Origin of the sequence: Bacillus sp. FSL R7-0685 (assembly GCF_038002425.1) — a bacterium.
Classification (GTDB): Bacteria; Bacillota; Bacilli; order Bacillales; family Bacillaceae; genus Bacillus; species Bacillus subtilis.
In genome coordinates this window covers 635,869-650,227 of sequence record NZ_JBBOCN010000001.1, presented here as the reverse complement: position 1 = coordinate 650,227, position 14,359 = coordinate 635,869, and the positions used below count along the sequence as shown (strand labels likewise).

Annotated in this window: 11 protein-coding genes; 4 read left to right on the top strand and 7 right to left on the bottom strand. The window is 42.8% G+C overall.

All coding sequences use genetic code 11. The features are described from left to right. Position 1: 1 nt before the first annotated feature. Positions 2-1,423 (bottom strand): myo-inositol transporter IolT, encoded by a 1,422-nt coding sequence (gene iolT / locus MKY50_RS03450; RefSeq protein WP_341116158.1) that lies wholly within the window; start codon positions 1,421-1,423, stop codon positions 2-4. 584 nt (positions 1,424-2,007) lie between these two features. Between iolT and MKY50_RS03445 the strand changes: the two genes are divergently transcribed. Continuing rightward, the gene (locus tag MKY50_RS03445; protein WP_341116157.1) at positions 2,008-3,003 is read left to right on the top strand and encodes a potassium channel family protein; all 996 of its coding nucleotides are present in this window, start codon (positions 2,008-2,010) and stop codon (positions 3,001-3,003) included. A 58-nt stretch (positions 3,004-3,061) separates the two neighbouring features. On the opposite strand, the gene MKY50_RS03440 is transcribed toward MKY50_RS03445, so the two are convergent. From MKY50_RS03440 to gutB, 3 genes are all read right to left on the bottom strand, one after another. After that, complete coding sequence (locus MKY50_RS03440) at positions 3,062-4,024, bottom strand: carbohydrate kinase family protein (protein ID WP_341116156.1); 963 nt, start codon at positions 4,022-4,024, stop codon at positions 3,062-3,064. A gap of 94 nt (positions 4,025-4,118) precedes the next feature. Next, the gene (locus MKY50_RS03435; RefSeq protein WP_038427472.1) at positions 4,119-5,510 is read right to left on the bottom strand and encodes an MFS transporter; all 1,392 of its coding nucleotides are present in this window, start codon (positions 5,508-5,510) and stop codon (positions 4,119-4,121) included. A gap of 73 nt (positions 5,511-5,583) precedes the next feature. Beyond that, positions 5,584-6,645 (bottom strand): sorbitol dehydrogenase, encoded by a 1,062-nt coding sequence (gene gutB / locus MKY50_RS03430; protein ID WP_038430000.1) that lies wholly within the window; start codon positions 6,643-6,645, stop codon positions 5,584-5,586. A 201-nt stretch (positions 6,646-6,846) separates the two neighbouring features. Between gutB and gutR the strand changes: the two genes are divergently transcribed. After that, the gene (gutR, locus tag MKY50_RS03425; RefSeq protein WP_341116154.1) at positions 6,847-9,336 is read left to right on the top strand and encodes a glucitol operon transcriptional regulator GutR; all 2,490 of its coding nucleotides are present in this window, start codon (positions 6,847-6,849) and stop codon (positions 9,334-9,336) included. 99 nt (positions 9,337-9,435) lie between these two features. On the opposite strand, the gene MKY50_RS21705 is transcribed toward gutR, so the two are convergent. The 3 genes from MKY50_RS21705 to groES form a co-directional block, all read right to left on the bottom strand. Then, positions 9,436-10,431, bottom strand: coding sequence for an alpha/beta hydrolase (locus MKY50_RS21705; RefSeq protein ID WP_445662037.1), 996 nt, complete (start codon positions 10,429-10,431; stop codon positions 9,436-9,438). Between the two features lie 673 nt (positions 10,432-11,104). Continuing rightward, positions 11,105-12,736, bottom strand: a complete 1,632-nt coding sequence (gene groL, locus MKY50_RS03410) for a chaperonin GroEL (protein WP_003234067.1) — start codon at positions 12,734-12,736, stop codon at positions 11,105-11,107. A gap of 46 nt (positions 12,737-12,782) precedes the next feature. Next, entirely contained in the window at positions 12,783-13,067 is a 285-nt protein-coding gene (gene groES / locus MKY50_RS03405) for a co-chaperone GroES (protein WP_003155970.1), read from the bottom strand. Between the two features lie 238 nt (positions 13,068-13,305). Here groES and MKY50_RS03400 point away from each other — a divergent pair, with 238 nt between their 5' ends. After that, positions 13,306-14,040, top strand: a complete 735-nt coding sequence (locus MKY50_RS03400) for a CPBP family intramembrane glutamic endopeptidase (protein ID WP_003234069.1) — start codon at positions 13,306-13,308, stop codon at positions 14,038-14,040. Continuing rightward, entirely contained in the window at positions 14,037-14,228 is a 192-nt protein-coding gene (locus tag MKY50_RS03395; RefSeq protein WP_341116152.1) for a DUF4305 domain-containing protein, read from the top strand. The genes MKY50_RS03400 and MKY50_RS03395 overlap by 4 nt, the downstream gene beginning before the upstream one ends. The last annotated feature ends 131 nt before the right edge of the window (positions 14,229-14,359 follow it).

The window sequence follows — 14,359 nt, the reverse complement described above, 5'->3', positions numbered from 1 at the left end:
ATTATCCAATCACTTCAGCCCCAGAATCCTTCTTTGCCCCGCTGTGATCATAAGCGCGGAAGTTTTCCTCCAGCTGCTCAAGCGAAAGCCCTTTCGTTTCCGGCAAAAACCTCTTCACAAACAAGACAGAGCAAATTCCTAATCCAACGAAGATAAAGAACGTTGTGGACAGCCCGATAGCTGCCAGCAATATCGGAAACGTGAAACTGACTGCAAAATTCACCATCCACAGACAGAATACCGTAACACCCATTCCCAGTCCGCGAAGGCGAAGCGGGAAAATTTCAGATAGCATCAGCCAAGTCACTGGTGAAATGGCGCCCTGCTGAAAAGCAAGAAATGTGACCGTTAATGACAGGACTACATACGGAAGTGCCGGTGATCCTTCAAGTACAAGTGAGAATATCCCGATTAGCAATAATGCTGTTGTCGTACCGATCAAGCCTGTCATCAGCATCGGCCGGCGCCCCACTCTTCCCAGCAGCCAGATTCCGACGAATGTTGCCAATACCGAAATCACGCCATTCGCAATATTTCCGATTAAAGCGGCTTCCGTTTGGAAACCGGAATTTCTTAGAATTTCAGTCCCATAATACATAATCGAATTCACACCTGTAATTTGCTGTACAATCGCAATCCCTAATCCAATAAACACAATACGGCGCACCCATGGGACTGAAAGATCTTTAAATGTCGCTTTTTCAAGCTGGTCTTCTTTTTTGAAAGCGAATTCAATTTCTTGCAGCTCAGCTGCTGCCCGTTTTTCGTCCCTGATTTTTTTCAATACACGCAAAGCATCTTCTTTTCTTCCTTTAGAAACAAGCCAACGGGGACTCTCGGGCATTCTGATCATGCCGAAAAACAGGAACAAGGCTGGAAGTGACGCAATGACCAGCATAAACCTCCACACATGGGAGTTGTCTCCCATTGTTGTTCCAAGGATCGCATTAAAAACAAAGGCCAAAAGCTGTCCTGATACAATCATCAATTCGTTCTGCGTCACCATCCGTCCCCTGCTTTTCACAGGAGACATCTCTGCTAAATAGGCAGGCACCGTTACGGATGCACCCCCAACCGCAATACCGAGCACAAAACGGGAAATAATCATGACCGTAACATTTGGTGCAAACGTACACCCAATCGTTGAAATAAAAAATATAACAGCGAGGAACAAAATATTTTTGCGGCGGCCGTTAAAATCAGACATCCTGCCGCCAAACACAGCACCCAGTGCCGCTCCAAAAAGAAGTGAACTGGTGACAAGGCCTTCTGTGAAGGCATTGAGATTAAGCTGATCCGGCTCTCCCATATACGGCAAAGCTCCATTGAGCACACCGGTATCATAGCCAAAAAGAAGCCCGCCGAAAGTGGAGACTAAAATAATTGTACGTAAAAATGACATTTGATTTCCTTGTTTATTCATACTGTTTCCCCCAGTCTTTTTCAAAATGCGTATGTCAAAAACTTATTCCAGGGCTGCTGCCTTCCTCACATTTCGTAAGCAGGCTTCAGAAAATAGTTGTTCATGTTTTTATCCAATAACCTCATAACCTTCCCTTCTTCTTAGCATGTCAATCCCTATGGAAGCGATTTCATTTCTCGTTAAAAGAACAATGGTCATTTCTTTGTGCATAACCTCGTTCATTTGGTATTTATTAGTCACTTAATAGTTCAATTGTAGTGATGTTATAGTGACATTTTTGTTATATCTGATATTATCATAATTATAAAAACGCTTTCAGTCAATATAAATTTCTGAAAATTTTTTACTCTATAAAAGGAAAATCACCAATTCAAGGGGAAAATGGACGTTTTTCTTCATGAAAGTGTGTGAATCAAGTCAAAAATCCTGTGATTTTCTATTCATATCGATAAATGAGTAAGTGTTGGGTAACTTCACCTACTTTTCTCTGTAAAATCAAACATTCGTTCAATTGTTTCAGACTCAAGATAAAAGGAAATAGAAAAGAAAAATAAAAGAAGGCTGGCTTAAGGGAGGCAACCAAAATGAATGAGGGTTATATCATTGCAGGCCTTTTATTATTGACAGCGGGGATGATTGATTTTTTATGGACCACGTTATGGTTAGAGAGCGGTGCAGGCCCGATCACAAGATGCCTGTCTGCCTGGCTGTGGAAGGGCTGCCGCAAAATCAGCGGTGACCACGCAAAGGTTCTAAGTATGGCTGGTCCTCTGCTGTTATGCCTGACGTTAGTGATATGGATTAGTCTATTTTGGGGAGGGTGGGTTTTGATTTACTCAAGTGACCCTCAATCACTTATGGAAACTCAATCAAAAGAACCGGCTTCCTGGTCAGACCGAATTTATTTTTCCGGCTATGTCATGTTTACATTAGGAAATGGCGACCTCGCTCCGAACGGAGGCCTATGGAAGCTTGTCACGATTATTGAAACAGCTCAAGGACTGCTTACCATCACGTTTTCTGTCACGTATTTGATTTCCGTCTTGAGTGCGGTTAATCAAAAACGCTCCTTTGCCCAAAGTGTATTAAGTCTAGGGCATGACGGAACAGAAATCGTCCATAATGCATGGAATGGCAAAGATTTTCACGACATTGATTTTCTTCTTATCGCTGCCTCATCAGAACTGGGAAAGCTGACCGCTCAGCATAACGCCTTCCCCATCCTTCATTTTTACCACAGCACGCAGCATCAGGAATCATCCATTATAGCTGTTGCTGTATTGGATGAGGCTCTAACCATTTTCAAATACGGAATTCCTGAACAATATCAGCCGAATCAGCTTCATATCAAAGAAGCGCGCTCAAGTATCAAAAACTATCTAGATACCGTTCATACTGCCTATATCCATCCTGCAGAACAAGCGCCGCCGGAACCAGACATCTCAAAGCTTCAACAATCAGGCATACCGGCTTTATCAAAGCAAACATTTCAAATTGCCGTCAATTCAATAAAGGAACGTCGTCAATTGCTGCTGGGAATTATCCAAGCGGGTGCTCGAAAATGGCCTGTACGAGAGTAGACAATAAAAAAAGATGCCTCCAAAAGTCCAAAGACTTTCAAGAGACATCTTCAATGATTTACAAAGAAACTTCAATCTCATCCAAGCTCGGCAGTGCATCAATCGCTCCAATTTTAGTACACACAAGAGCTCCGACCTTATTGGCAAACGACACAATCTCACGCAGTTTCACAAAATCAGCATCTACAGATTGAATCTGATCCGTATTTGCCAATTGATATAAAGCCGCACCGACAAAAGCATCTCCCGCCCCTGTTGAGTCAATTGATGTCACCGGAATGCTTGGAATGATTTCACGGTCTTTTCCATTGGAAAGAAGCGTTCCGCTTTTCCCAAGTGTCACAGCGACAATGTTGGCTCCGATCTCATGAAGGATCGCAACTCCCTTTTCATGATCCTTCACACCGCTGATAATCTCAAGCTCCTCGTCACTGACTTTCACAAAATCACTTACAGCGATCGCTTTTTTCGCAACACTTACAAACTCTGAGACTCTTCCCCTCCATAAATCTTCACGGTAGTTAGGGTCAAACGAAATAAACTGTCCATTGTCTTTCGCACTCGACATCAGCCGTAAATAGGCTGAGCAAAACGGATCTGATAGCAGTGCCGTTGCAGAGCCGAAATGAAGGATTTTCGCTTCGTTTAGTTTTTCCTGGACAATATCCTCCAGCGTAAACAAAGCGTCCGCGCCTCTATTAAAAACAAAGTCACGCTCTCCATTTTGTTTTAATGAAACAAAAGCAAGCGTTGTAGGCGCTTTCTCATCCATCACCAGCATAGAGGTATCGACATGTACAGCGTCCAATGTTCGCTTCAGAAAATACCCAAACGGATCCTTTCCTACTTTTCCGCTGAAAGCGGCGTCTCCGCCCAGCTTGGCAATCGCTGCCGACACATTCGCCGGTGCCCCGCCGGCACTTTTCAGGAATTGGCGCCCTTCCATTAAATCAACGTCAACATCGGTACAAAAGAAATCAATCAACAATTCCCCAATACAAACTACAGAATGACTACGCATATTATCACACTCATTTATAAAGTCTAGATTACAGTCTCAGTATATTACTTTTTGCCATAAATATAACATTGAATATTAAAAATTTTACATATATTTATCTCGCAGACCTTTGCTCCAGCTCAGAGATGATGTGTTTATATCTTTTTTCCGTTAAAGGATAGAAGGCGATAAGAATAATAGAAAGCAAAATGAAAAATCCCGGAATCAAAGCATTCATATTTTTAATCGCATTCAACGACGCAACTGTCTGGTCTGTATTCGCCACATACCCGGCGATTCCTAAATAAATGGCCGAAAATGACCCGGCTAACGCAACACCCAGCTTATTAATAAAGCTCATGCTCGAAATCACAACACCATCCGCGCGAATTCCGGTTTTCCATTCCGCATAATCGACGCAATCCGCAACCATTCCCCAAGCAAGCGTATTTAAAGGCGTTGTGAAAAATCCCGAAGCGAAAAGCCAAATGAAAATGAGTGGAATTGAAGAATACGGCGTAAAATGCAGGCCGGCATAAGAAATAAGCGATAGAGCTGCCGTGATAATCATGACTTGTTTTCTGCCCCACTTCTCAGAAAAGAAAGGAATAAACAAATTGCTGATCAGCGCTGCCCCGAAAAATAAAACGGTGCCCATAAACACGAACTCTTTATGGTTTACGTTATACGTAAAATAATACACCATCGTGCTGAGCTTAATATTAAACCCGATCGCAAAAGCCAAAAATGATGAAATTAACATGAGCAAGGGTTTGTTTTGGAATAAAACGGATAACGTCTTTTTGATCCCTTGTTTTTTTCTCTTTTTAGGCTGAATCCGCTCCCTGACAGTAAAGAAACTGAATAGATTCAAAACAATGCTGACCGCCGCGTAGATGAGCGCCGTCATCTGAAATCCAAACGCCTGATCCTCTCCTCCGATAGCAGTTGCAAGCGGTGTCGCACAGGAAATGGATAAAAGAATGCCGATATACACCAAAATCATCCGGGTTGTGGTCAGAACCGTTCGTTCCTCCACCGAATTCGTCATCCGCCCCGTTAAGCTGTTCACCGGGATCGTTTGCATACTAAAGGACATCCCAAGCAGAATATAAGTGACATACGCATATACCATATTTCCGGTCTCACCGAAATGAGGTGTCGTGAAACATAAAAATGTGAATAGCGCAAAAGGAAATGCCACCCACAGCAAATATGGCCTTGCTTTTCCCCACCTTGTATTCGTTTTATCTAAAATCAATCCCATGATCGGGTCAAAAATAGCATCCAGCACACGCACAACAAGAAACAAAGTTGCGATCACCGCAGGCTGAATGCCGCCGACGTCTGTATAATAAAATAATAAGTATGCGTTTACAAACTGAAAGATAATATTATACGACATATCGCCGAATCCATAACCGATTCGTTCAAACCAGGACAGTCCGGTACTGGATTTTGACTGATGCTTCACTTTCATTGCTGTTACTTTTTCTGTTTCAATCATCATTTCCCACCCCAAGAATCCGTTTTCATTTCCAGTAAACAAGAGGGAGAATACGAAGATCCTCCCTGTTCACTCAGCGATTTGGATACACCATCACTTTTAAACATTCATTCTTAAATTGAAGCGCCCGCTCCATCGCATCTTGCGTCTGCTCCAGCGAATATTGGTCCGTTACTAGATGCTTCGTGTCCACAATGCCTGAAGCAAGAAATTCGATTCCCTTTGGATACGTATTGGCATAACGGAAGATCCCGTAAATATCAATCTCATTATCCGCAATAAACGGCACGTTGAGCGGAATCTCGTTCTGTGAAGGCAAACCGACAATCGCCAATTTTCCGCCCCGGCGCACAGAAGCCAGTGCGGATTGCAATGCCGCTGGATTCCCTGCTGTTTCCCAAGCAACATCAACGCCTCTATCATTCGTGATCGTTTTAATCTCTTCAAGTGCATCCTGTTCACGTATATTAATAATATGAGTCGCTCCCATTTTTCTCGCAGCTTCTAACCGCAGCGGCTCTAAGTCGGTGACAATGATTGTACCTGCCCCAAATGCTTTAGCTGCGGCAACAGCCATTAACCCAACAGGGCCCATCCCCATAATCGCAATCGTTGATCCGGGCTGAAGCTTCGTTCTGGCCGCCGCATGGATGCCGACAGAAAACGGCTCGATCAAAGCAGCATCTTCATAAGAAAGTGAGTCTGGGATTAAAAAAACAAAGTCCTGACGCATTTTAATATATTGGACAAACGCACCGTCTACCGGCGGTGTAGCCAAAAACTGTACATCCGGGCAAAGATTATAGCGCCCTTCTTTGCACGCTTCACAGCGTCCGCACGTAACACCCGGCTCTACAGCGACGCGGTCTCCCACCTTGAATTGATCGACAGATGATCCGACAGCGGCAATTTCACCCGCACATTCATGCCCAAGGATAAATGGTTTTTCCACAACATAGTTACCTATTCGGCCATTTGTATAGTAATGCAGATCAGATCCGCAAATTCCGACAGCCATCACCTTAATCAACACTTCATCATGATTGATGTCAGGCACAGGCAATGTTTCAATTTTGATCTCTCTTGTGTTGTGCATAACAGCCGCTTTCATGTTTTGAGGTACTGTGTGAGTCATTTGGCAAATTCCTTTCTTCAGAAAATAAAATGTAAGTGCATACATTTTTGTTTTCTCTGTTACTGCCCCCATTTTATCTGCTTTTCAAGACGTTCAACAGCCTTTTCTGCTGTATAAAAGGACAGCGGCACTGTACTTTTATTTTTTCATATACAAAAAACGCTGGATTGATAAAATAGTACTAATAGGAGGTGCAGGCTTATGGCTGAACTTGAAAACCGAAAACAATTTGCACAACTGCTGGCACCTGGCGTCAAAACGCTAAAACTTCATCCTGATTATAAAGTCAGAAGGAAAAAGAATGAAAAAACAGGACAGTCTTACATAGATAAAATCGCACTCCAGCTGGGAGTCTCCCCAAACACGATCAAAAGCTGGATCGGACAGATGGGGGCAAACTACATTCCCGGAAGAATTGACGACGGAAAACTGTTCGGAATGATCTGGATCATTCTCGAAAAGACCGACTTCGATATCGATTGGTTGACCGACTTGCTGGAAGCCACCACTATCCCAGTCATCAAACCCGCATTGCCTGTATGGGCAGCATCTTGTTTGAAAAAAGCGAAAATACTGCGAAAAGACGGATTATTTGGGGCTCCGAGTGAAGACGAAATTGAAAATGTAGTAAAACGGCTGTTTCATGACAGACCCGGCCATGAAACGAATGCGCTTACAGAACAGCCTATCACGCATAATTTACCCTCACGCTGGTCCGGACGCTTTATCGGACGCAGCTTTGATATGGAAGCGATACGGCAATGGATGCTTTCTCCTTTACCAGTCTGTTTAATCACCGGCTGGGCTGGTATGGGTAAAACCACAGTCGCTCTTGAAGCCGCTTATTCCTGTGTCGACGATACTTCAGATTGGCTGGCGTTCAACAGTATCATTTGGGTCAGCGCTGATTGGAAAGGATTGAGCTTTAGCGATTTTTTAAATACGATCGCCTATCAGCTCGGACGCACAGAACAAATCGATAAATCAATCAATGAAAAACGATTCGTCGTCCGCAATGCGTTAGCCAATTACACAAGAGAAAAACCGATCCTGCTGATTGTTGACAGCATTGATACTGCAGAACGTGACATTCATGAATTTATCACCAGCCTTCCGCAAGGCGTGAAAGTTCTCCTCACAGCGCGGGAAAACGTAAAGCAAACCTATCGGGAAAGCTTCGGAGAAATGACAGCTATTCAGCTGAGCGGCCTTGAGCAAACAGATGCCTTGGATTTTTTTCAGCAAGAAGTGCACCGATGCTTACAAACATGCAACATTCAAAATAAACGGGAAAAGCTGGAGCAGCTGTTACATCTATCATCTGACCTGAAAAACGAATTCATTTCAGCGACTGCCGGAAACCCGAAAGCCATGGCACTCAGCATTGCCTATATGTCAGACGATGACATCCCCGCTCAGCAGCTGATTCATGAGCTTGGAAAAGCAGGCTACTCACTGCTGGAATTGTTTGAATTCCTCTTTGGCCGCACTTGGGATAGATGCAATGAAGATACGCGAAAGCTATGGCAGACGCTTTGCTTTTTCAGCAAGCCGCCTGATGAAAAAAGCCTGGCGGCAGTAGCCGGATTAGACGCCCGCCGTTTTCATTACGCTATGGAGCAAATGCGGTCATATGCGCTGATTCAGCCGGAACGAAGCCAAGGCAGGACACAATACTTAGCGCACCAAACCGTTGTCGCTTACGGAGAACAGCACTTGTCCGAACAGCACGAATATGAAAAAGAAGCCCGCAATCGCTGGGCTCACTATTATATTGATTATGCCGAAACCCATTTAAAGCGGGAACAGCCCAACTCTATCTATTGGAGCTACCTGCTGGGACGGAACTTAGATCAAATGAAACAAGAATGGCCAAACATCTTAAAGGTCATCCAATGGGCAAGTGAAACTGAACAAAAAGAAATCCTAATCGAACTCATCACCCGCATCAGCCATTTTCTAAGCAGAATCAACCTGCCCCTGCGAATCGAATACGGACGCAAAGCGGCCGACGCCGCCCATCAATTAGGCAAACACATACGAGAAGCGTTCTTCCGAATCGACACAGCAGGCTGGGCCCTGATGGAAGTCAATGATTTAGACGGAGCGCTTCAGCAAATAGAAGCCGGGCTGAAGATTCTTGAACAATCAGACGCTCACGATGCCTATGATCTAAAGGTTTGGGGACACGCACTCAAAGCAAGGCTTTTTTTAAAAGACGGGCAACAGGAAATAGCAGAGACCATTTTAAACGAAATCGAAAATCAACCGATTTCCCCTACCATTCAACACAGAGTTCTATTGGTTCGCGGTGACTTAAGCTTTGCGAGAGGTCATCATGAAGAAGCCATTCAATTATACGAAGCCGCAAATGAAATCAGCTCCACGTACGGCGGCGAAAAAACGATAGAAGCCTATTTCAATCTGGGTGTCGCTTACGTGAAGTCTGATCAGTTTGAAAAAGCGGAAGAAGCCTTTGAGCAAATGCTCTATGACAAACATAACGCCAATCAAGTTGAACTGATCTACTATCACTACGGAATGGCGCAGCTGTTGTATCGTAAAGGAGAGAAAACGAAAGCGGTGGAATCTAATCAGAAGGCGATTCGTTTGATTGATTCGTGGGAGCCTGCGATTGGGATTCGGGGAGAGGTGGAAGAACTGGCAATGGTGATTAAAGAAAACGACTAGTACGTATAGTAGTTCTGTCAGCAATCTCACTCAGTTTCTTTATTATAAATAGAAAAGGCCAACTGAAGTCGCAGTTGGCCTTTCGTTTCTTATTAATGTCTACAAATGAACTGAACCAGGTTTTCCCGTATTTATCCTTTCTCTTATAAAGGAAAGCGTATCATTTGCCAGCTTTTTGCGACAAAGAACAATACCGGAATGACCACAATTGTAGACATATCTTGTGGGTTTCCCCCAGCTTTCCCATAAATAATCTGCATCTTTTAAGTCAATATATTGATCATGTTTAGCAGAAATCAGCAGAATGTTATCTTTATTAACTTTCGGCAAGGCTTGACTAGGATCTGTGATATTCCAATATTTTGTTAAATCTTCATAGGTCACACCATTTTGTTCTAATTCTTCTCTTATGAATTTACCTGGGATCGTCTTCCATATTGAATAAGAAAGGCGATTGGCATAAAAGATTGATACCATTACATCAATTTGAGATTCTAGGGTAGCAATTAGATTAGTGACCCATCCCCCTAAGCTTACCCCCACTATGATAACGGGGCCTTTTTTATTTGCTTTTATCCAGTGAATTAATGCCCGTAAATCTACAATGGCCTGTCTTGTCGACTCAATTGTACGATCAATATTCGCACTAATCATCAACTCGCCACTATACAGTGAATTTTCCGGTTCTCTTTCAAAATGGTATGGAAGAGAATAATAATACATATTCCAGCCTAAATCGTTCATTATACGGTTATGAAATATTTTTTTAATTCTATCGAACGAATCCATGCGCCAGCCGTGTACAAAGATGACATTGGGTTGATCTATATCATTTTTATTTAAAAAAACCTCCCCTTTTAAAGTATCATTAACAAGATTCCCAGAGTGAATTAAGGATTCATAGCTAAATGTTCCAACCTTATAATTTTTTTTAGATTCATCCAAATCAATTGAAACATCAGCTATATTTGCACTGTAAAATTCCTCTCTATCCTCGATATCGGCTGCAATAGCAGCAGAAAAATGTTTATCTTTGCTTCTTTTTCTGTGTAAATCATATAAAGCCAAGCGATCTATTATTTTTGAGAAATGCACTATTAAGTCCTCCTTGGTAATCATAAAAAACTAATATTAGATTTAATAATTGGAATGTCGGTCTCCATAGAGTAGGGATGAATATTATCAAGATGTTGGTGGAAGAACCTAACTACATCGCCAGTGAATTTACATACATCGTCTTATTAGCTAAAAAGCAGCACAAATAGACATTTTAATAGGATTTCTTTTGACAATGTTTTCCTTGGGGAAACGTCTAAGAGTGTTGGTGACACTATTTATTTAGATAACTGGGGCTTTTTTGTCTTATGAGAGGATACCATCTCCTGTCTGCAATAGGGAGAGAAGTAACAGAGGTTTGGACGAATAATTTTTAAATCCTTTTTATAATCATAACAGAAATGCAGTTTACTGAAGTTACAGTAAGCCGTTTGTCAAAGAAGACGTAAACAGGAATCTGAGCCGGTGGAATTTTGTATTTTGGTCAATTGAATAATTCATATCGGGATTATCTACCATTTATCAAAACTATTAAAAATCGATATAGAACAGTGCTGAAAAAGTCAAACTACGAAAGACAGAAAAAAAGAAGCTTCTCACAAGTTCAATGAACTCATGAGAAGCCTCGAAATTTACAAATGGCATCAAAAGGGCATCAAAAATGACGTCCGTTGCCGACAAACCCTTGTAAATTAAGGGATTTTTGTCGGTATTACATCATGCCGCCCATACCGCCCATGCCGCCCATGTCAGGCATTCCGCCGCCAGCGTTTTCTTCTGGCTTGTCAGCGACAACGGCTTCAGTTGTTAAGAACATTGCAGCTACAGACGCAGCGTTTTGAAGAGCTGAGCGTGTAACTTTCGTTGGGTCAACGATACCTTTTTCGATCATGTTTACCCATTCACCAGTTGCAGCGTTGAAGCCTACGCCGATTTCTTCGTTTTTGAGGCGTTCAACGATGACAGATCCTTCAAGACCAGCATTGTGTGCGATTTGACGGATTGGCTCTTCAAGCGCGCGAAGCACGATGTTGATACCTGTTTGAGCATCGCCTTCAGCTTCAACTGCAGCGACTTTGTTATATACGTTTACAAGCGCTGTACCACCACCGGATACGATGCCTTCTTCAACAGCTGCGCGAGTTGAGTTCAGGGCGTCTTCGATGCGAAGTTTACGCTCTTTCAGTTCAGTTTCAGTCGCAGCGCCGACTTTGATGACAGCTACGCCGCCAGCAAGTTTAGCAAGACGCTCTTGTAATTTTTCTCTGTCGAATTCAGAAGTTGTTTCTTCCACTTGAGCGCGGATTTGAGTCACGCGGGCAGAAATTTTGTCTGTTTCGCCAGCGCCTTCAACAATTGTTGTGTTTTCTTTAGTAACGACAACTTTAGAAGCGCGTCCCAATTGAGCAATTTGAGTAGATTTCAGGTCAAGGCCAAGATCTTCTGTGATGACTTCTCCGCCAGTAAGGACAGCGATGTCTTCAAGCATTGCTTTACGGCGGTCACCGAAGCCAGGAGCTTTAACAGCAACTGCGTTGAATGTGCCGCGAAGTTTGTTCACAACAAGTGTTGCAAGTGCTTCGCCTTCAACGTCTTCTGCGATCAGAAGCAATGGTTTGCCTTGCTGAACAACCTGCTCAAGCACAGGAAGGATTTCTTGAATGTTTGTGATTTTTTTGTCTGTGATTAAGATGTAAGGATTGTCAAGAACCGCTTCCATCTTATCAGAGTCAGTTACCATGTAAGGAGACGCATATCCGCGGTCGAATTGCATACCTTCAACAACTTCAAGCTCAGTTGTGAAGCCTTTAGACTCTTCGATTGTGATAACGCCGTCGTTTCCTACGCGCTCCATTGCTTCAGCGATAAGGCTTCCGACTTCCTCATCAGCAGCAGAGATCGCAGCAACCTGAGCGATAGACTCTTTGCCTTCGATTGGCTTAGAAATTTCTTTTAAGTTTTCGATCGCAACCGCTACAGCTTGTTCCATACCTTTACGCACGCCTACAGGGTTAGCGCCTGCTGTTACGTTTTTAAGGCCTTCACGGATCATTGCTTGCGCAAGAACTGTCGCAGTTGTTGTACCGTCACCGGCAACGTCGTTTGTTTTGCTGGCTACTTCAGCAACAAGCTTAGCACCCATGTTTTCAAACGCGTCTTCTAGCTCGATCTCTTTAGCAATTGTTACACCGTCATTTGTGATTAACGGAGAACCGAATTTTTTCTCTAGAACCACGTTGCGTCCTTTTGGTCCTAAAGTTACTTTAACAGCATCAGCAAGTGCATCGACACCGCGAAGCATTGCGCGGCGAGCTTCTTCACTAAACTTAATTTCTTTTGCCATGTTTACAAGACCTCCTCAAATGTTTTAAGTATTGTTTATTTAAGAATTAGCCAATAACAGCTAAAATGTCGCTTTCACGTAAGATTAAGTATTCAGTACCTTCGTATTTCACTTCAGTACCTGCGTATTTTGAGAAGATAATGCGGTCGCCCTCTTTTACTTCTAAAGCAACGCGCTCTCCGCTTTCTAACACGCGACCTGAACCAGCTGCCACGATTTTGCCTTCTTGCGGTTTTTCTTTTGCAGAATCCGGCAACACAATTCCGCTGGCAGTTTTTTCTTCAGATTCTACGAGTTCAATGACAACGCGATCACCTAATGGCTTTAACAATGTAATAACCTCCTCAATAGTATGAATATGTAATTTTAGCACTCAGCACTAAAGAGTGCTAACACAATTCTTATAATAAAGAATCTCCCTTCCAATTTCAAGTGATAAGATAAAAAATTTTTCACGCTTACATGATTCTTTTCAGCTCCCGTATCCGTTAGCTTTTTCACCCCAGTTCCGATTATGTTACAATAGCTGTAGATGAACGAAACCCACTTAACAAAGGAGTACATACCATTTGAGAAAACAGTATTGGTTTATTATTTTGACATATATCATCATGCAGTTTTCCGCATTAATCGCGATTCCCTTGTTATTTAAATTCGGTTATGCCGGAGGACAGCCTACAGATGAAAATATGCTGCATGCACAAGGATTATGGTCCGTTATCAGCTTTATCGCCTGTCTCGTTGTTGTTCTGCTCATTCTGAGAACCGTTCCGAAAGAAACGCTGCGAAACGGACAGAAGGACTCAATCGGACTTTCTATCCTTTGGGCGATAGCCGGTTTTTTCATTGCCCTTTTCTCTCAAGGAATAGCAGGCTCTATTGAATATTATGTTTTTGGCATCGGAAGAGAATCAGAAAATACACAAGCGATTCTGGATGTCATTCAGGCAGTCCCGCTCATGATTATCGTTTCTTCCATCGTCGGGCCTATATTAGAAGAAATCATCTTCAGAAAAATCATTTTCGGCGCACTGTACGAAAAAACGAATTTCTTTTTCGCAGGACTGATCAGCTCGGTTATTTTCGGTATTGTTCACGCTGATTTGAAGCATCTTCTTTTATATACAGCAATGGGCTTCACCTTTGCCTTTTTATATGCGAGAACAAAACGGATATGGGTGCCGATTTTCGCCCATTTAATGATGAATACATTCGTCGTCATCATGCAGCTTGAGCCTGTTCGGAATTACCTTGAACAGCAGAGCACACAAATGCAATTGATTATTGGAGGATTATTTTTATGAGAAACCCGGTAGTTTGGGGAATGATCTACTTTGCCGTAGGGTGCATCTTTACTTATCTTGCCGCAAGCTCGCCAGGCAGCATGTGGTCACTTTACTCCATCCTGCTGATGGTGTTCGCCGCTTACAACATCAGCATTTCTTTTAAGATGTTCGCCTTTTCATTTAAAATCAAAAAGAACCAAAAATAAAGAAAATCCATTTCTGAATGAGAAATGGATTCAAAATTAAATCCTAAAACGGCTTTCGTTTTAGGATTTTGTCATTTTCAGGTGATTGAAAACCCTTGAAGTCTAGGAAAGGCGAGCATTGGAGCGGAGCG